Genomic DNA, 20,173 nt, shown 5'->3' on the forward strand with positions numbered 1-20,173 from the left:
CCTCTCCTTCTGTTTAACTTAACACTTCATCTTCTACTAATATTGGTCATAATTCAGACCTTTATTCAATTTCCGTTTGAACCGGCTTCACCTGTGAACGAGCCTTCTTTTTTTTCGCTTTTTGCTTCCGTTTGCGAGAACGTCGTGATGCTGCCTGAGAGGTCATCAAGAAAACCCCCATTAGAACGGCGTAAACTAATACTCCCGCTAAAACCTGAATCACAAGTGAAATCATATTATAAATTCGTACATCGTCTAACCCGGATAAAAGTTTAGGAATTTGTGGTTCAATATACGTTAAAACGAGCCACAATCCCGCTGTAGAAAAGCTAACCTTTAAAAAATTAACGAACGAAGTCTTATACATCATCTTTCTAAACTGGTATAGGTTAATGAGCGCCATCACTCCAAGCGATGCCACCGATGCAATAGCTGTCCCTGATATTCCTAAACTAGTCGTTAACGGCGCTGTTAATGCTACTTTTACTAGCACACCTCCGAGTACCGAAATTAACAACTTCGTATATTGCTCCTCTTGTTGCATAATCGCCATACATAGGAAAATAAACGGATAAAAGAAAACCTGTAAAGTTAACAATCTTAAGGCTTCAATCCCGCTATTATCCTTAAATAGCGCAATATTGAGTTCATCCACCACGTTAAATAAGCCTACACAGGCCGGAACAGATAGTGCAATAACCATAAACAAGGATGTATTAAATACCTTTTTCCGCTCTTTTTCGTCCCTTAATCCTGCCAATTGAGGAACAGTCGAAGAAACAATGGCGCCTGTAAATACGGTTGCTGTCTGTACAATAGGGAGTCCACGATCGAAACTTCCCTTAAGGCCCATCGCCTCTAACGACGGAATCCCACTGTTAACTAAAGAATTAAAAACGAAGAAGCTATCGATTAATTGAAAAATAATCAATATTCCAGCACTTAAAAATAAGTAAATCGACTTCTTTAAAAATCGTGGACGCCGTTTCATTTTTAAAAAGATTTGAGGTTGATCATCCAAATGCTTCACAAATAAATACACAATGGCAAGAAGCGGACCAAATAACCCGCCTAAATAAGCGAAATAAGCTAAGCGATAAATATTCTGTCCTTGGATCATAATCAAAGCGAAAATAATCGCTGCAACCCGAATTAATTGTTCAATCGTCGTCGAATAGGCAACAACTTGAAGTGTATTCGCCCTCGTTTGTGCCACTCCACGCCAATAAGAAATCGTTGGAATTAACAAGAATGCCAATGCAACGACACGCACAATCCACGTTAACTGCATATCCCCCATCGTATAGGCTATCAAATGGCTCCCCAAAAATAATCCTACAAACGAGACAAGCCCAAAAATCCACAATGAATTTTTGATATATCTTTTAATATCCTCACTGTATTGATGAGTCAATAATAACTCTGAAATAATCGTTGGTAATACAACACCATTAAGCGTCGTATAAACCCCGATTAAAGGATAAATCTGTTGAAAGACATAAAGCCCTTCATCACCTGAAATATTTTGATACGGAACTTTATATAACAAACTTAACAACTTTACAAAAAAAGCTGTGATTGTTAAAATCATCGTCCCCTTCATCCAGCCCGATTTCATATCATTTAAGCCCTCCCTAGCTTTCCTTATCAACTTCTTATTATATCATCAAAATGGACTCCTTGAAAAAATGATCACTCATTTTTTGAAAAATATTCCCTTTATTTTTTTATTCCATGCTACAGATTCACCAAATTCTTCATCAATAAATGAACAATTCTAAATTCATTAAAACATCAAACTCTTTTTATTAAACGGTCATTTTTTCCTTTTGATAAAAAGAGGTAAAAAAGATATAATAATAAAGTTGCACAAAAACGTTTAATACAATTTATATTTAGCTTTTTATAGAGGTGATATCACGTGAGAACGATTGGAGATTGTCCAATGTGGACAAAAAATATGGAAAAAAAGAAGACCTATCCTACTTTATCAAAGGATATTAAAACAGAGATCGTGATTGTCGGTGGTGGAATCACAGGTGCACTCACGGCCCATTACTTTATGAAACAAGGCATGAGGTGTGTTTTAGTTGATAAAAGTAACATCGCCACTCATGCAACTTCCGCCTCAACGGCCATTTTAAAATATGAAATTAATCAGGGATTAAAAAATCTCATGTCACAAGTTGGAGAGCAAAATGCCCAACATGCCTTCTTATTTGGATATCAGGCTGTCATGGAAATAAGCCAAATCGTTAAAGAAATTAACAGCTCATGTGATTTCTCATTTAAACCTGCCTTTTTCTACACCGAGGATCCGCGACAAACGGATGCCATGGAACAAGAGTGTACGGCGCGACAAGCGATTGGAATTCACTGTGAATTATTCACACAGGAAAACAATAAAGATGAGTTTAGTTTCAATTTTGAATCAGGTATTTATTCCCACTATGGGGCCGCTATCATGAACCCCGTTCAATTTACCCACGATCTCATCAAATTTAACGTCGACAAAGGATTAGAAGTATTTGAAAATACAACCATTGTGGATTATAATCTATCATCCCATCAAAGCATCCTCACGACAGAAAATGAATTTACTATTACGGCAGATAAAGTTATTATTTGTACAGGAGTCAATGCACTAGAATTTTTCAATCATGAAAAACCATTCTGTCAACTTTATCGTACGTTCTCGATTCTAACAAAACCTGTGGATAATTTTATTGGGGGGAAAGACAGTTGTATCATCCGTAACGATCAAAAACCTTATACCTATGTTCGTCCAACGCTTACTAACGAAATTGTTATTGGGGGAGAAGATTTAGCAATTGATCGCTTAGATGGTGACATCGCCAATATGGGAGATCGTGATCCTCTAGCCCTTCAACACTACCACCAATTATTACGCCGTGTAAGAAAAATGTTCCCACAAATTAATGAAATAAAAACAGCATGCTGGTTCCATGGGTTATTTATCGATACAAAAGATGGCCTCCCATTCATCGGTAAACATCCTGACTATCCAGGGGCCTACTTTAATCTAGGTTACGGATCAAATGGAATCCTCAATGCACTTATTGGAGCCAAACTCATTTCACAAGATGTAGCAGGAAAAAATCCTCGCGAATTAGATATCTTCAAATTTAACCGTTACTAAACCCAAACCCTTTCAAAGGGTGTGAACGAATAAATTCTAAACATATAAGCAAGAGGAATTAGACCATCCCTTAGGTGGTTTAATTCCTCTTCTTTTTGTAGACATAACGTCCCCTGTTTCATCTTCACGACGGATGTTAAGACTATCGATTGGGACAATAGGAGACATTTGTTTAATCCACGCCCAGGAACGATAAATTAAAGCACTTGAGGACCCCATTTATAAATATTAACCTCCAATATCTCCTATCAACACCTATCACTTAGAATTCAAAATTCCATTTGGCCAAGGCATATTAGCCCCTCCTTTTATTAATCAAAAAAGTAGAAAAGAAGCGAAATACCCCAAAGAAATCAATACCCCGATGAGGTAGAAAATGTAAACATCTAACATTGATCACCATTAAATGATCGATATATAGGTCACATCCTCCCTACTACACGGTATTAAACCTAAAAAAATCTTTGGTGTCCCTTTTTTCATATTTTTTTCAAAACCGCATACCTTTTAATAACTAGTCATCTAAAAAGGAGGAAGCCGGAAATGGCTAAACAAGCATATAAAAAAAACATTGCCTATAACCGCGCCCGAAGAAGCATGATCGCCATCCTAATTGGGCTCATTGTCCTCTTTGTAATCGGCATCTTTATGTCCTAAAGGATAGAGAAATCGTGCACCTTCTTATTCAAACGTGCGTCTATCTACGATTCCTCTATAGGTTTTAATCCTATTACGAAATAAATAACCATAACAAAAAAGGAGGTACCCCCATGTCCTTGAAGGAAAAAAGTTCCACCGTTAAATTAGAATATTTTTTATACGGATTAATTTTCAGGATCTTTATCGTTCCTAAATTTAAGACAATAGGCTCACATAATGATCCCCACTTAAAAAATAGCCCCGTTGCATCTTACAATGGAAATACTTATTACTTTATTAACCATCAAAAAGGGGATTAATTAGAATTAATCCTCTTTTTTGTGCTATCATATAAACAAACTGATAGCGTCTAGACAATCCGCTACTTTACCTCTATTTTATTGAAAGGATAGATTCAATGATTAAACTCGAAACCAAACATTTAATTCTCTACCCATTAACGGCGCAAAGGATTAAGGACATTTTAAATGATGAGCCCCTTGAATATTCTACAAAAATTTGGTTAACACCTGATAATACAACTCTATTAACGTGGATGCTTGAAGAGCTTTACGCATTTATGCCGCCTAAATTAGGCTTTACCTCTTGGATATTTATCGAAAAATCGTCCAATGAAGTAATTGGAGATGGAGGCTATAAAGGAAATCCAGACGATTCAGGACAAGTTGAAATCGGCTATGAAATTATTGAGTCCAAACGTAAATTAGGATATGCCACAGAAGCCATAGACGCACTTCTAAATTGGGCATTAACCCAACAAGAAATTAAAACAATTATCGCCAAATGTCACTATGAAAACCTCCCTTCTCAAGGATTACTAGATAAAATGGGATTTCAATTCATTGGCGAAGAAGATGAAATGGATATTTATCAAATTAAGCTTGAAAATTCTGCTTTAACTCATATCAAGCAGTATCTAATAAAATGTACCCTACTATCCGGAGGGATTGCCCTTCTAACCCTCCTTATCAAAAAAATTCGAAAAAAAACACTTGATTAATCAAGTGTTTTTTCATCATCCCTTAATATATAATTAATAACTCGCTTAGCATTCACATGGGTGATTCCGTTAATATCCATACTACTATATCCGCGATTGATCAACTCATCAATGACTAAGCTAGCAGATGCGGCACTTTGACAGTCAATTAAGTTTGCCTCTCCTGCATTCAGATAATTCATAAAATCAAACCCAAGCGAAATATGACGTGTTCCTACTAGATCCCTTAAATAATCAATATGATTCACCAGTGATGCAACATCCGGCTTTAAAGGATTTGTAAACTTCGACACTGCTGTTACCCCAATAACCCCGTCAACAATGGCAATTTCTTTAATTTGTTCATCTGTTAAATTTCGTGGGTGTGGCTCTAGCGAATAACAATTTGAATGGGACGCAATGACTGGTGCTGTCGTCACAGATAAAATATCTTCAAACGTTTGAACATTAGCATGGGATACATCAATCACCATCCCTAACTCATTCATTTTTTTTACTAACTCACATCCAAGACGTGTTAATCCCGCTTCTTCTTCACTTCCAACACCCGTCGCGAATTGATTTTGTTCATTCCATGTTAACATGGCATGGCGAAAACCCTTATTATAAAGTTCAACGATATGATTAATATCCCTAATGCTCGCTAATCCTTCTAACCCTAAAATAACATTAACCTTATGGTCTGCCCAATCACTCTTAGTTGTCACGACTTGAACATTTTCTGAACCTTGTAATTCATCTATAATGTATTGAATAGCCTGGTCAAAATCAGTAAGTAACTCGTTGTTGATATCCGTATAATACGTCCAAATTCCTCCGGTAACATTTCCCTCTAACAATTCAGGGATATGATAATTCTCAACAACACCACGCTCTCCCTTGAGACGGTGTTTCACAATATTGTACAAAATGTCAGTGTGCGTATCGAAAATCAAAGGTCAACCCCTCCTTATAAACGCAATTGAACCTTCTAATCACTATTAATTATATATTATCTAGACTAAAAAAAAAGCAACTATTATCACACTTTTTCCGACAAAATAACCAAAAGGTCTATGAAACTAAATTTCATAGACCTTTCTTCACTAAGCCTCTTCCTCTTCTTGATTAAATTGACTATTATATAAATCCGCGTAAAAACCATTTTGCTTCATTAAAGACTCATGATTTCCAGTCTCAATGACATCTCCATCTTTCATCACTAGGATAACATCCGCCTCACGGATTGTCGACAAACGATGGGCAATCACAAAACTTGTACGCCCCTTCATAAGGGTCTTCATAGCAGTTTGAATTTGCAGCTCTGTTCGTGTATCGACACTACTTGTTGCCTCATCTAGAATCATAATTTCTGGATCAGCAAGTAGGGCACGAGCAATTGTTAATAACTGTTTTTGTCCCTGAGAAATGTTCGATACCTCTTCGTTTAAAATAGTATCATAACCATCTGGTAAAACACGAATAAAGTGATCCGCATGGGCCGCCTTTGCAGCCGCTACAATTTCCTCCTCTGTAGCGTTCTCTCGACCATACGCAATATTATCTCGGATTGTTCCATTGAAAAGCCAAGTATCTTGCAGTACCATTCCGAACTTTTTACGTAAGGCTGCTCGGGTCATGTTCGTAATATCTACCCCATCAACTAAAATTCGTCCACCGTTCAATTCATAAAAACGTAAGAGTAAGTTAACTAGGGTCGTTTTTCCTGCCCCAGTTGGTCCAACAATTGCCACCATTTGCCCCGGCTCTGCCTTAATATTCATATCATTGATTAAAATACGATCTTCTCGATAACCAAACTTAACATGTTCAAACTCTACTGCCCCTAAGTCCTCTTTTGGACACTGAGGCGTTGTTGGATCAGGAATAACTTCTGATTCATCTAACAATTCAAAAACACGTTCTGCAGATGCGACAGTTGATTGAATAATATTTGAAATCTGTGCAATTTGAGCAATAGGTTGGGTAAATTGACGATTGTACTGGATAAAGGCCTGAATATCTCCGACGGTAATTCTTCCTTTTGTAACAAGGACACCTCCGATAACAGCCACTAAAACATATCCTAAATTTCCAATAAAGCTAATAATCGGCATCACTAACCCTGATAAAAATTGAGCTCTCCATCCGACGTTGTATAAGCGGTCATTAATTTCCTCAAATTCATGGATTGCCTGATGTTCATGACCAAATGCCTTTACAACATTATGCCCTGTATACATTTCTTCAATATGTCCATTTAAATCTCCAAGTTCCTTCTGTTGACCAATGAAATACTTTTGTGAACGTTTAATCACTAGCATCATTAAAACACCTGATAAAGGAATAACAATAATTGAAACAACAGTTAACAACGGACTAATAGTTAACATCATAAATAATACACCAATGACCGTTGTCACCGATGTGATAACTTGTGTAATAGACTGTTGTAAAGTCCCACTAATATTATCGACGTCATTCGTAAATCGACTTAATAACTCACCATTCGTATGCGAATCAAAAAACTTTAAGGGTAAACGGGCCAGTTTTTCATCAATATCCCGTCGCAAATCATAAACCACTTTTTGGGAAATACCAGCCATTATAAATTGTTGTAAATAGTTAAAGGCTGCGCTTAGCACATATAATCCAATTAAGATTAAAATTATTTTAAAAATATAAGAAAAATCAATTGGTAATGGCGAAACATTGCCACCAACCATTTCTAAAATGGGGCGCATTAATTCATCCGTAATCTTTGCCATGATTTTTGGAGAAACAATTGAAAAAACAACACTCATAATTGCCGCTACAAAAACGATGACCAAACCTACACGATATGGTTTTAAATATTTTCCTAAACGAAGTAATGACCCTTTAAAATCTTTTGCTTTTGCTCCACCCGGTTTTGGGCCTCCCATAGGTCCTGCCATAAATTATTCCTCCTCCCCTTTTTTAAGTTGTGATTCAACAATCTGTTGATAAATTTCGTTTGTTTTTAATAACTCTTCGTGAGTTCCCATCCCTACGATGCGTCCCTCATCCATAACTAAAATGCGTGTTGCATCCATAACCGTGCTGACGCGTTGGGCAACGATAATCACTGTAGAGTTTTTCGTTTCCTCTCGTAAAGCTTCACGTAATTTAGCATCTGTTTTAAAATCCAATGCTGAAAAACTATCATCGAATAAATAAATCTCTGGTTTACGAACAACTGCCCTTGCTATTGATAGTCGTTGTTTTTGTCCACCTGAAACATTTGTTCCACCTTGAGATATTTGAGATTCTATTCCTTCTTTCATCTTTGAAACAAAATCTGTTGCTTGGGCAATATCCAAAGCATGACAGATTTCTTCATCTGTTGCATCTTCTTTCCCGTATAAAATATTATCTCGAATAGTCCCTGTAAACAGCATAGCCTTTTGAGGAACATATCCAATTTTAGAACGAAGTTCTTCATCATTCATCTGACGAACGTCTATCCCATCGACTAATACCTCTCCCTCGGCAGCGTCATAAAAACGAGGGATCATGTTTAAAATTGAAGATTTTCCAGAACCTGTCCCCCCAATAATTGCTGTTATTTCTCCGGGACAAGCTGAAAAGGAAATATTCGAAATAGCATATTCTTCTGCCCCTTCATATCCAAAAGAGACATTTTTAAACTCAACATATCCTTTTAATTGTGGTTGCTTAGCGTGAGTAGGACTAACAATAGATGGGTCCATCTCAAGCACCTCATTAATACGAACAGCTGATGCTTGTGCACGTGGAATTAATACAAACATCATTGTTAACATCAATAATGAAAACATAATTTGGGTTAAATATTGGATAAAGGCCATTAAATCTCCAACCATTAAATCTCCACTATCGATACGAATTCCACCAAACCAAATAACAGCAATGATTGAAAGGTTTAAAATAAGCATCATTAATGGCATTAATGCCCCCATTAAACGATTGGCTATTGTAGCAATTCGAGAGACTTCTAAACTCGCCTCGTTAAAACGCTCCTGTTCCTGAGAGACTTTATTAAATACTCGAATAACACGGATTCCTGTTAGATTTTCACGAACGACTAAATTCAATCTATCAATTCGCTTTTGCATCTTTTTAAACATTGGCATTGTAAATCGAGCAATAATAATAATCGTAAGGATAATAATAGGGATGACAACGAAAATAACCTTTGACAACTCAATATCCTTATTAACTGCCCGAATAAGCGCCCCAACAATCATCAATGGGGCACTTAACATCATTCGCATCATCATAATTACAACAAGTTGAACCTGATTAATATCATTTGTTGTTCGTGTAATTAAAGATGCTGTTCCAAATTCGTTAACCTCGGCTAGTGAAAATGATTCAACTTTAGTAAACACCTTTTGACGTAAATCTCGGCTAAATCCCATACCAATTTTAGCTGTTAAATAACTTGTTAAAATGGTACACCCCGTTCCTAATAGGGCAACAAGTAACATAATTCCACCGCGGCCTAAAATATAAGGGATATCCCCTTGAACAATTCCTGTATTAACAATTTCCGACATTAAATCGGGTAATTCTAAATCTGTCATCGTTGAGACAAAGACAAGAACTAAAACACATGCTATTAGGGCTGCATACGGTTTTAATCCCCTAAATAATTTCAACATCTCTAACTCCTCCTCCTTTAATCTTGTAGATTTCCTAATAACTTTCTAAAAATGAATTTAGCTTGGTCGATTTCATCTTTAGAAAAATTTCCAAATGCACGAAAATTAAGTTCACGGAAAATTTCATTCACAACTTTGGCCTGTTCAATCCCACTCTCAGTTAAACAAACATACGTTACTCGTTGATCCGTTAAACTACGTTGACGCTCAATCAGCCCATCTCGCTCCATTCTTTTTAGCATGGCGCTAATCGTCGCCGGGGTCACATTTAGCTTATTTGCTAACTCAACCTGAGTCGCCTGATGACACTGCGATAACACATGAATAATCCCTGGTTGTGATGGACATAAGCCTTCCTCCTCTAAAACCCGTTTAACGATCGATAAATGACTTCTTATTAAATGACCAAATATCTTAGCTACATCATTAATCTCTTGATTATCCACATTATCACCTCTTATTAGCTAAATAAATCTTACCTTACTCTTCATAGTTAGTCAACTAACTATTAGCTAACTAATCATTTTTTTATTTTATAATTATTTTTATAGCAAAAAACACTGATTCTAACTAGGCAATTTAATCTTCTGCCCTTAGTGTGGAGAATCATTTAGAATTTTAATCTTGAAAAACAAAAAAGACAGAAAATGATTAAACACTCTCTGTCTTTTTCATTTAAAAAATAAAATGGGCAATTACTGCGATAATCGGTAATGTGATTAATGTCCGTTGAATAAAGATAATAAACAATTCCTTCAAATTCACTGGAATTTTTGAAGAGAGCAATAGTGCACCTACCTCTGACAAATAAATCAATTGAGAAACCGAAACTGATGCAATAATAAAACGTGTCATATCGCTTTTAATAGTTGAGGCAAGGACGGATGGGAGTAACATATCCGCAAATCCAGCGACTAAAGTTTGCGATGCCGCAATTGGCTCAGGAACTTGCAATAACATTAAAATAGGTAAAAATGGTAATCCTAAAATTTTAAATACTGGAGTATATTCGGCAATAACTAAGGCAATTGTTCCTACGGCCATTACGATTGGAATAACAGCTAGCCACATATCTAACACATTCTTAAATCCATCTATAAAAATGACCTTTATAAAGGCTTGTGATTTAGCTTTTTCTATCGCCTGCATAAACCCATATGAAACATAATTAAATCCAGTTGGAATCTTTTCATCCGATTCCTTCTTTGTTCCATCAAAAAATACGTCCTCTTTTTTAGATAAGGGTGGCATTTTGGGTAGTATAATAGCGGCTAACAAACTTGCAATGGTGACAGTTATATAAAATGGAATAAACATATGCCCAAGATTAACTGTATTAATAACAACTAGACTGAATGTCACCGAAACAAGTGAAAAGGTCGTACCAATCACCGCAGCCTCGCGTTTAGTATAAAAACCGTCCTCATATTGCTTACTTGTCAACAACACTCCAATGGTTCCGTCACCTAGCCATGAGGCAATACAATCGACTGCTGACCTTCCCGGTAAATTAAAGATGGGGCGCATCACCTTAGATAATAACGAACCTACAAACTCCAATAATCCGAAATTTAATAATAAAGGTAAAAAAAGTCCCGCAAATAAGAAGACTGAAAAGAGAATGGGTAGTAGATCACTAAACACCAATCCCCCCGTATTCGAAGAGATTAAAAATGGAATCCCTTGATTAGTGTATACCATAACCGTAAATATAGCTGCTAAAAATCTAAGAATCGACCAAATAGGGGTTACGTCAAATAAACTATTTAGAAATCTATTTTTCACGATGAATCCCGGTTTCAATAGTTTAGTAACTGCTGTCCCAGCAGCTGTGATAAGCACTAAAACTAATAATATAGTCGGTAGAATACTCTCTAAATGATGTTTCAGTCCATTTGATAAAATGGCAATAGGAATCGTGATTCCTTCCGCTGTAGAAATAGGACACATAAATAAGATAACTCCAATGAAAGAGGGTATCATAAATTTCAATTTTTCTAACTGGTTATATGAGCTACACGAGCCTTCGTTTTTTATATTTTTATCTTTACTCATTTCTATTACCGCCCTTACTTTTTCTCTGATTTTATAAGTATACTTGTTAGAATAAAACTTATCAACCTTTTTAACGACAATAATCGCTCTTTATATAGAAAAAAGTCCTTGATAAACGAACAAGGACCTTTTGGATATCATGAAACCTATAATTTAAAATTTTCTTCTACACCGTAAACTTCCGTATTTAAAATTTGTCTAAATTTCCTTAGACGTTCATCACTTAATTGACAGGATGACATAATTCTTAACTCTACAGTTCCCGTAGTTAAATTAAGTGGCGGTTGATAGTGAGGAATATCATTTAAGATGAATCCTAATCTCTTGTAAAATTCTACTCTTCTTTTCGTTAGGGTATCTATTGGAGGTTCTACCTCTAAAATAATCGGTCGTTGTTTTGCCTCTAACATAACATCTCTAATCAATTGAGTTCCGATTCCCTGTCCCCTCACTTTTTCCGTACAAGCTAAATGTTCAATATATATAAAATCATCAAATTCATAATAAGCACAAAAAGCAGTTACTTCATCATGATGTAGGGTTGTTTTTAAAAAGTAATTAGGACGTGATAAAAGCTTTTTCTGCTCTTTATATTCCCTGAACTCATCTACCGGAAAAGATTCTTTCATTATCTCATAAACTTCATCAAACTTTGAAATCAAGCAATCACCCTCTGTATAAAATATAATAATATTGCATATAATAACATGACTCATACACTTTTACAAGAAAGTTATTATATGGAGGCCCAAAATGAAAATAAATCCTGATTTATACCATGGCCACGATCAATATACTAATTTTTTTGAGGGTTGGTATTTTAAAATCGTTGATGCTACTGGTCGTTATTCGTTAGCTTTTATCCCAGGTATATCTCGTACTGAAGATGCAAAAAAACATCATAGTTTTATTCAAGTCATTGATTTAGTTAACCATTCCTATCATTACTGCAAATATAGTGTTGACGATTTCTATTCTAATAATCGACACCTCAAAGTAAACATTGGGTTAAACGAATTTAGCTTTCACAAAATTTATGTTGATTTTGAGAAATTTCATGGACTATTGTATCTGGGTCCTCCTAAAAAATGGCCTCATACGAAACGTAGTCCAAACATGATGAGATTATTAAATTATATTCCCTTCCTAGAATCGCATAGTCATGTCTGTGCCATTGACGGAAATATTGAAGAAGGGCACCTTAAAATTGGAAATCAAATTATTGATTTTAGTAACGGAAAGTATTATATTGAAAAAAATTGGAGAAAGAGCCATCCGACTCCGCGTATTGGAATTCAAAGTAATTACTTTGAGGATGGACGGGCGACACTCACCTGCTCATTAGAAATTATCCCTCTCCCTATTATTAAGGAGTTTTTAGGGTTTGAAATAGGAGTTACCGTTGATCAAAAATTTTATTCATTCACCACAGCAAACCATAGCAAATTGAATATATCCTTCTTTGATCGTGATATCTTATTGTGTGTAACAAAAGATAATGTACAGTTAATCCTAAAAACAAAAAGTAAATCAGAGGATTTTATTGATTGCCAAGAGTTAAATCATCAAAATACCTCGTTTCTATATGAAGCAATTTTAAATGCTGAGGTGGAACTAACCTTACTAAATAAAAAAAATAATACCCTTATCTATCATGGAATAGGAAAAGCATGCGGTATTAAATATAGAGGGGACCTTAGCAGATTTTATACTACCGCAAAAATATCTTAAATATATCCACATTTTACTGTGGATTTTCTTTTTTTACAATCTTTTATTAGAATTCCCAAAATAATCATAATTATACCCTGTTTTATTTACTCCTTCTCATAAATAGCGATATAATAATGGAAAATATACTCATGGAGGTAGGACAACTATGTTAAAGCCACGTATACTTATAGTTGATGATGAACGTGAAATTCGAGAAGCTATTCGTATCTATTTAAGAGGAGAGGATATCGAAACAGTCATGGCTAGTAATGGACAGGAGGCAATTGATTTAGTCAAACAAGAAGAAATCCATCTTGTTTTAATGGATGTCATGATGCCTGGAATTGATGGAATCGTAGCCACCAGCCTAATCAGAGAGTTCTCTAATGTACCTATCATTATGCTCACCGCAAAATCTGAAGATACCGATAAAATTATGGGCCTCTCAATTGGAGCGGACGATTATATTACAAAACCATTTAACCCTATGGAACTCGTTGCACGTGTTAAAAGCCAGTTACGTAGATACCTACAATTTAATTCTCCACAAAGTACGCCAAATAAAGATTTATTAGAGGTAGGGGGACTTAGTATGAATATAGTTACTAAACAAGTCAATGTAGATGGGAAAGAAGTCCGGCTAACACCGACAGAATTTAAAATTCTCGCCCTTTTACTGAAAAATAAAGGACGTGTATTTTCAATCAATGATATTTATGAAAATGTCTGGGACGAACCTGGATATAATGCAGAGAATACAGTTGCCGTACACATTAGAAAAATTCGGGAGAAAATCGAAATTAATCCACGCGATCCAAGATATCTTAAAGTAGTCTGGGGAGTTGGCTACAAAATTGAGGCATAGATTTACCTCATAATAATTAAGAAATACATTCATCTTAAAAAGTAATTCACGGTGACCATAGCATTAAAGGCTATGGTTTTTTTCCACCTCATATTAAGAATTTTTTAAGAAAATTAGTAACTAGATATTAAGAACGTTATGTTATCTTTATAATAAAAGAATGGAGTTGATATAATGAAAAGTAATGATTCACCTAATCAAGTAAACCAGTTATTAGATAGTCAAAAAAATTGGATCAAATTTTTAATTTTAATCGGAACATTTATTCTATGTTTTAACTATATAACGATCCAGTTACAATATCGAAATATCTTCCCTTTAAATTATTTTGAATCTTTTCAATATGCATCGCAAGTGGAGGACTTTTTAAAAGATTTTTATACAAGTCAAATCGAAATCCCTCAACTCAAAAAACCTATAGAGGAAATTCCCGTTACCAAAGAGGAAATTTTAGATGCAAAATTTGATAATAACCTATACTCTCGGTATTTATATGATGATACTACAGGCGAATATCACCCTATCTCATCTTTAACCGATGAACAAATTACAGAAATCATTCGCTATCATAAGTACCAGGAAAATAAGGATAAAATTTATGATTATTATAATTACAACTCTCATAATCAAGGGAATGCCTTTTATTATAAGATCGTTGATAGAAATGGAGAAACGTATACTAATGTTCCCGACGAAGACATAAAGTATCTCAATGTACTCGAAATTCCTTATTACGGGAAAAACAATGAAAATTTCAAAAATTCGGTTAACTCATTTGCTTCCGATCAAGGATTAACAGGAACCCTCTATTTACCAAAATATCCAATGGGAAACTCCACGATCCAAAGCTCCTTTATTCAAAATACTATCATCAAAATTATTTGGTTTGTTGCAGTTGTACTAAACATTTTTATCCTATTTCCTATCTACTCGTATTTTAAAAAAGTTAGACATACTCCTCTAACAATTCCGGATCAATATACTTGGATAGGGAAAAAATATTCCCAATTACCTATTGAATTTAAGGCTAGTATTTTCTTTGCTACTTTATTGTTCATTAAAGGTTTTCGAATCAATTTTCACGCTTCACCTACAGCTTTCTATATTTTTAAAATAGCCTTTCAAATTATAGTCCTTATCTTTGTGATTTACATTTTTACGCTTCAGGTCCAAGGAATAATAAATAGATTAAAAAAACCTCAGATTATCCAAGAAGAGTGGAACAATGGGTTTTACATGAGCAATAAGGAAGCCTGGAGCCAATTTCCTCTCTATCGAAATATCTTCTTTAAGCTATTTATTTTTACAGCACTTATTGGATTTTGGGGTGTTATTTGGGGAATATCTACTGTAGCTTTTGGAAGCTTCGTTATAGTGACCCTTATTAGTCTTTTACTTATCCCCATATTATTATTTTCTATTAAAAGATGTTCTCAACGTCTTCAGCTTATTGTGGACACATTATCAAAACTAGCACAAAATAAAAAAAGTCCTCAGATTATAGTTAAAGGCCATGATCTTATTTCAGATATATCAAGAGATATTAATACAATTCAAGAGGGGTTCGCATTGTCGAGCCAAAAGCAGTCGGATAGCGAACGGCTTAAAACGGAATTAATCACAAATGTTTCCCATGATTTAAGAACTCCTCTTACAAGTATTCTAAATTACGTAGATTTAGCAAAAAGGAGCAATATAAGCGATTTAGAGCGTCAAGAATACCTCAACATTATCGATAACAAATCTAAACGATTAAAGGTTCTTATCGATGATTTATTTGAAGCTAGTAAAATGGCTAGTGGAGCTGTCGAATTACATAAGGAACGAGTAGATTTAGTCGCCTTAATCTATCAGTCATTAGCAGAATACGATGACCGCTTTAATGACCAAGGATTAGCCATTAAAACTAAAATGGTTGAACAACACATGTATGCCTATTGTGATGGAAGAAAAATGTCGCGGGTATTTGAAAATTTATTTAATAATATTATTAAATACGCCCAACCAGCAACTCGAGTTTATATTGAAATGGAGTACGAAGAATCAGACATTGTTATTACTTTAAAAAACATCTCAAATTACGAATTAGGGTTTGATGTGTCTGAATTATCAGAGCGATTTAAACGTGGGGATAGTTCTCGTCACACCGAAGGATCAGGATTGGGGCTCTCTATCGTGAAATCTATCCTAGAATTACACGGAGCAATATTCGAGCTATCAAAAGATGGTGATTTATTCAAGGTCATTATAAAAGTCAAAAAATACTCCTAAGCAGAGACAGATATTAAAAAGAAACCATTAGCTATATGGATAGCCCAATGGTCTCTTTGGTACTATAAAACTCGTAGAAACTACACCGGTATTTATGTGTAGATTCTACGAGTTTTATTTTTTATGGTTAATAGGTGATGCGGTAACGAAGCTCTCTTAGGATTAAAACATCCGTTAAAAAAAGTGTTGCCTCACCCTATTCATTCCCCATTCGATTAAGCAAGTTGAAACTACTATGTAACAAATCAAAATGAAACAAATAAATAGAGATGAGAACCTATCATATATAAAAAAAACACCCCGAAGGATGTTGATTGGCTATTTGGAGCGGGTGAAGAGAATCGAACTCTCACAGTCAGCTTGGAAGGCTGAAGTTCTACCATTAAACTACACCCGCATTTTTTTCGGCCTAGCGACGTCCTACTCTCGCACTTGCGTACTACCCTCGGCGCTAAGGAGCTTAACTTCTGTGTTCGGTATGGGAACAGGTGTGCCCTCCTTGCCCTTATCACTAGACCTTCTGTCAGATCTTATCAATCTCACAAAACTAGATATCTTCTGCTTACTTCTTCTTGTCCGGCAACTCTCGCATCACAGTGGTAAAGTTCAATAACTGTTCATCACCTTCGTGATTCCTCAGTTCTTTTCACTTTCTGCCTGTGATAATCGCTCGTTTTTGCCTTTCCTATTTAGTTAAGTCCTCGATCGATTAGTATCAGTCCGCTTCATCTGTCACCAAACTTCCACTCCTGACCTATCTACCTCGTCGTCTTCAAGGGATCTTACTTCTTTCGAATGGGAAATCTCATCTTGAGGGGGGCTTCACGCTTAGATGCTTTCAGCGTTTATCCCTTCCACACGTAGCTACCCAGCTATGCTCCTGGCAGAACAACTGGTACACCAGCGGTGTGTCCATCCCGGTCCTCTCGTACTAAGGACAGCTCCTCTCAAATTTCCTACGCCCACGACGGATAGGGACCGAACTGTCTCACGACGTTCTGAACCCAGCTCGCGTACCGCTTTAATGGGCGAACAGCCCAACCCTTGGGACCGACTACAGCCCCAGGATGCGATGAGCCGACATCGAGGTGCCAAACCTCCCCGTCGATGTGAACTCTTGGGGGAGATCAGCCTGTTATCCCCGGGGTAGCTTTTATCCGTTGAGCGACGGCCCTTCCATTCGGTACCGCCGGATCACTAAGCCCGACTTTCGTCCCTGCTCGACTTGTTGGTCTCGCAGTCAAGCTCCCTTCTGCCTTTACACTCTTCGAATGATTTCCAACCATTCTGAGGGAACCTTTGGGCGCCTCCGTTACTCTTTGGGAGGCGACCGCCCCAGTCAAACTGCCCACCTGACACTGTCCCCTGACCAGCTCATGGCCACGGGTTAGAACCCCAGTAACACAAGGGTAGTATCCCAACAGCGACTCCTCCAAGACTGGCGTCCTGGTCTCTTCGTCTCCTACCTATCCTGTACATGTGTCACCAGTGCTCAATATCAAGCTACAGTAAAGCTCCACGGGGTCTTTCCGTCCTGTCGCGGGTAACCTGCATCTTCACAGGTACTATGATTTCACCGAGTCTCTTGTTGAGACAGCGCCCAGATCGTTACGCCTTTCGTGCGGGTCGGAACTTACCCGACAAGGAATTTCGCTACCTTAGGACCGTTATAGTTACGGCCACCGTTTACTGGGGCTTCAATTCAAAGCTTCGCTTGCGCTAACCTCTCCTCTTAACCTTCCAGCACCGGGCAGGCGTCAGCCCCTATACATCACCTTGCGGTTTAGCAGAGACCTGTGTTTTTGATAAACAGTCGCCTGGGCCTTTTCACTGCGGCTTGCTTTCACAAGCACCCCTTCTCCCGAAGTTACGGGGTCATTTTGCCGAGTTCCTTAACAAGAGTTCTCTCGCTCATCTTAGGATTCTCTCCTCGCCTACCTGTGTCGGTTATCGGTACGGGCACCTAATAAATTATCCCTAGAAGCTTTTCTTGGAAGCGTGACATCAGCTGACTTCACCCTTTCGGGCTTTCGGCATCACAGCTCAATGTTTCGCCATGCGGATTTGCCTACATGACCACCTCACTGCTTACACGTGAATCCATTCACACGCTCAACTTAGCCTTCTCCGTCACTCCTTCAGTTTATTAAGTGGTACAGGAATCTCTACCTGTTGTCCATCGGCTACGCCTTTCGGCCTCACCTTAGGTCCCGACTTACCCAGGGCGGACGAGCCTTCCCCTGGAAACCTTAGGCTTTCGATGGATAGGATTCTCACCTATCTTTCGCTACTCACACCGGCATTCTCACTTCTAACCGCTCCACAGCTCCTTCCGGTACTGCTTCTCCGCTGTTAGAACGCTCTCCTACCACTGACACTTCGTGTCAATCCGCAGCTTCGGCGGTCCGTTTAGCCCCGGTACATTTTCGGCGCAGAGTCACTCGACTAGTGAGCTATTACGCACTCTTTAAAGGATGGCTGCTTCTAAGCCAACCTCCTAGTTGTCTGTGCATCTCCACATCCTTTTCCACTTAACGGACACTTGGGGGCTTCAGCTGGCGGTCTGGGCTCTTTCCCTTTTGACCATGGACCTTATCACCCACAGTCTGACTCCCGATCATATCTATCTGGCATTCGGAGTTTGATTGAGATCAGTACCCCGAGGTGGGGGCAGTCACCCATTCAGTGCTCTACCTCCAGTAGACTCTTATCGAGGCTAGCCCTAAAGCTATTTCGGAGAGAACCAGCTATATCCGTGTTCGATTGGAATTTCACCCCTAGCCACAAGTCATCCAAGCACTTTTCAACGTGCCCTGGTTCGGCCCTCCAGTCAGTGTTACCTGACCTTCAGCCTGCTCATGGCTAGCTCACACGGTTTCGGGTCTACAACATCGTACTCCTCGCCCTATTCAGACTCGCTTTCGCTTCGGCTCCGTCTCTTCAACTTAACCTTGCACGATATCGTAACTCGCCGGTTCATTCTACAAAAGGCACGCCATCACCCTTTAACGGGCTCTGACTAGTTGTAGGCACACGGTTTCAGGTTCTCTTTCACTCCCCTTCCGGGGTTCTTTTCACCTTTCCCTCACGGTACTGGTTCACTATCGGTCACTAGGTAGTATTTAGCCTTACGAGATGGTCCTCGTTGCTTCCGACGGGATTTCTCGTGTCCCGCCGTACTCAGGATCCCTTCCCTGCTTCACACAATTTCACCTACGGGACTCTCACCCCCTCCGGTTGGCCTTCCCAGACCATTCGGCTATCATGTTCAGTCATTTCTGAAGGTCCTTCTACCCCGGATTACTCCGGTTTGGGCTCCTCCCTGTTCGCTCGCCGCTACTTGGGGAATCGATGTTTCTTTCTTTTCCTCCAGGTACTTAGATGTTTCAGTTCCCTGGGTCTGTCTCCTCTATGGCTATTGATTCACCATACGGTGCTAGCGTATGACCACTAGCGGGTTTCCCCATTCGGATATCCCCGGCTCTTTGCTTACTTACAGCTCCCCGAGGCGTTTCGCCGTTTGTCGCGTCCTTCTTCGACTCCTAGTGCCTAGGCATCCTCCGTGCGCCCTTTATTACTTAACTTTTCTTCTTCAGAAGATATCTAGTTTTCAAAGATCAATTCTAGGAAAATCGAAATTCTCCCAAAACTAAACAGAACGTCTCTTTCTCCATAGAAAGGAGGTGATCCATCCCCACCTTCCGGTAGGGATACCTTGTTACGACTTCACCCCAATCATCTACCCCACCTTAGGCAGCTCCCTCCTTGCGGTTAGGCCACTGACTTCGGGTGTTGTAAACTCTCGT

12 protein-coding genes, 1 tRNA gene and 3 rRNA genes (1 of these 16 only partly in view) are annotated in these 20,173 nt (G+C 37.9%); 5 read left to right on the forward strand and 11 right to left on the reverse strand.

Annotated features, from left to right (window positions below):
• Positions 1 to 61: 61 nt before the first annotated feature.
• Positions 62 to 1,591, reverse strand: a complete 1,530-nt coding sequence (locus tag AACH31_RS10875; RefSeq protein ID WP_338506649.1) for an oligosaccharide flippase family protein — start codon at positions 1,589 to 1,591, stop codon at positions 62 to 64.
• A 354-nt stretch (positions 1,592 to 1,945) separates the two neighbouring features.
• On the opposite strand from AACH31_RS10875, the gene AACH31_RS10880 reads away from it, so the two are divergent.
• Both AACH31_RS10880 and AACH31_RS10885 read left to right on the forward strand, forming a co-directional pair.
• Entirely contained in the window at positions 1,946 to 3,160 is a 1,215-nt protein-coding gene (locus tag AACH31_RS10880) for an NAD(P)/FAD-dependent oxidoreductase (protein ID WP_202618769.1), read from the forward strand.
• Positions 3,161 to 4,217: 1,057 nt separating this feature from the next.
• Entirely contained in the window at positions 4,218 to 4,820 is a 603-nt protein-coding gene (locus AACH31_RS10885) for a GNAT family N-acetyltransferase (RefSeq protein ID WP_202618768.1), read from the forward strand.
• Here AACH31_RS10885 and AACH31_RS10890 read toward each other — a convergent pair.
• The 6 genes from AACH31_RS10890 to AACH31_RS10915 all read right to left on the reverse strand — a co-directional run bounded on the left by AACH31_RS10890 (position 4,817) and on the right by AACH31_RS10915 (position 12,180).
• Complete coding sequence (locus AACH31_RS10890) at positions 4,817 to 5,755, reverse strand: dipeptidase (RefSeq protein WP_161832215.1); 939 nt, start codon at positions 5,753 to 5,755, stop codon at positions 4,817 to 4,819. The genes AACH31_RS10885 and AACH31_RS10890 overlap by 4 nt on opposite strands.
• 150 nt (positions 5,756 to 5,905) lie before the next feature.
• Positions 5,906 to 7,735, reverse strand: coding sequence for an ABC transporter ATP-binding protein (locus AACH31_RS10895; protein WP_262951165.1), 1,830 nt, complete (start codon positions 7,733 to 7,735; stop codon positions 5,906 to 5,908).
• 3 nt (positions 7,736 to 7,738) lie between these two features.
• Positions 7,739 to 9,463 carry an ABC transporter ATP-binding protein gene (locus tag AACH31_RS10900; protein ID WP_161832213.1) on the reverse strand — a complete coding sequence of 575 codons (1,725 nt, stop codon included), beginning with the start codon at positions 9,461 to 9,463 and terminating at the stop codon, positions 7,739 to 7,741.
• Between the two features lie 17 nt (positions 9,464 to 9,480).
• Entirely contained in the window at positions 9,481 to 9,909 is a 429-nt protein-coding gene (locus AACH31_RS10905) for a MarR family winged helix-turn-helix transcriptional regulator (protein WP_338506643.1), read from the reverse strand.
• A gap of 229 nt (positions 9,910 to 10,138) precedes the next feature.
• Positions 10,139 to 11,518, reverse strand: a complete 1,380-nt coding sequence (locus AACH31_RS10910) for a YjiH family protein (RefSeq protein WP_338506642.1) — start codon at positions 11,516 to 11,518, stop codon at positions 10,139 to 10,141.
• A gap of 146 nt (positions 11,519 to 11,664) precedes the next feature.
• The gene (locus AACH31_RS10915; protein WP_262951170.1) at positions 11,665 to 12,180 is read right to left on the reverse strand and encodes a GNAT family N-acetyltransferase; all 516 of its coding nucleotides are present in this window, start codon (positions 12,178 to 12,180) and stop codon (positions 11,665 to 11,667) included.
• A gap of 91 nt (positions 12,181 to 12,271) precedes the next feature.
• On the opposite strand from AACH31_RS10915, the gene AACH31_RS10920 reads away from it, so the two are divergent.
• The 3 genes from AACH31_RS10920 to AACH31_RS10930 all read left to right on the forward strand — a co-directional run bounded on the left by AACH31_RS10920 (position 12,272) and on the right by AACH31_RS10930 (position 16,367).
• Complete coding sequence (locus tag AACH31_RS10920) at positions 12,272 to 13,249, forward strand: tocopherol cyclase family protein (RefSeq protein WP_161832209.1); 978 nt, start codon at positions 12,272 to 12,274, stop codon at positions 13,247 to 13,249.
• Between the two features lie 148 nt (positions 13,250 to 13,397).
• Complete coding sequence (locus AACH31_RS10925; protein ID WP_161832208.1) at positions 13,398 to 14,096, forward strand: response regulator transcription factor; 699 nt, start codon at positions 13,398 to 13,400, stop codon at positions 14,094 to 14,096.
• Between the two features lie 174 nt (positions 14,097 to 14,270).
• Positions 14,271 to 16,367 (forward strand): sensor histidine kinase, encoded by a 2,097-nt coding sequence (locus tag AACH31_RS10930; RefSeq protein ID WP_262951171.1) that lies wholly within the window; start codon positions 14,271 to 14,273, stop codon positions 16,365 to 16,367.
• A gap of 323 nt (positions 16,368 to 16,690) precedes the next feature.
• On the opposite strand, the gene AACH31_RS10935 is transcribed toward AACH31_RS10930, so the two are convergent.
• From AACH31_RS10935 to AACH31_RS10950, 4 genes are all read right to left on the reverse strand, one after another.
• A tRNA-Gly gene (locus AACH31_RS10935) sits at positions 16,691 to 16,764 on the reverse strand.
• Positions 16,765 to 16,774: 10 nt separating this feature from the next.
• Positions 16,775 to 16,883: ribosomal RNA gene (gene rrf, locus AACH31_RS10940) — 5S ribosomal RNA — on the reverse strand.
• Positions 16,884 to 17,056: 173 nt separating this feature from the next.
• Positions 17,057 to 19,951: ribosomal RNA gene (locus AACH31_RS10945) — 23S ribosomal RNA — on the reverse strand.
• Positions 19,952 to 20,043: 92 nt separating this feature from the next.
• A 16S ribosomal RNA gene (locus AACH31_RS10950) occupies positions 20,044 to 20,173 on the reverse strand; it runs 1,387 nt beyond the window's last position.
• The 16S, 23S and 5S rRNA genes sit together here with 1 tRNA gene alongside, the layout of an rRNA operon.

The sequence above is a fragment of the Turicibacter faecis genome (genome assembly GCF_037076425.1).
In the GTDB taxonomy this organism is placed as follows: domain Bacteria; phylum Bacillota_I; class Bacilli_A; order MOL361; family Turicibacteraceae; genus Turicibacter; species Turicibacter faecis.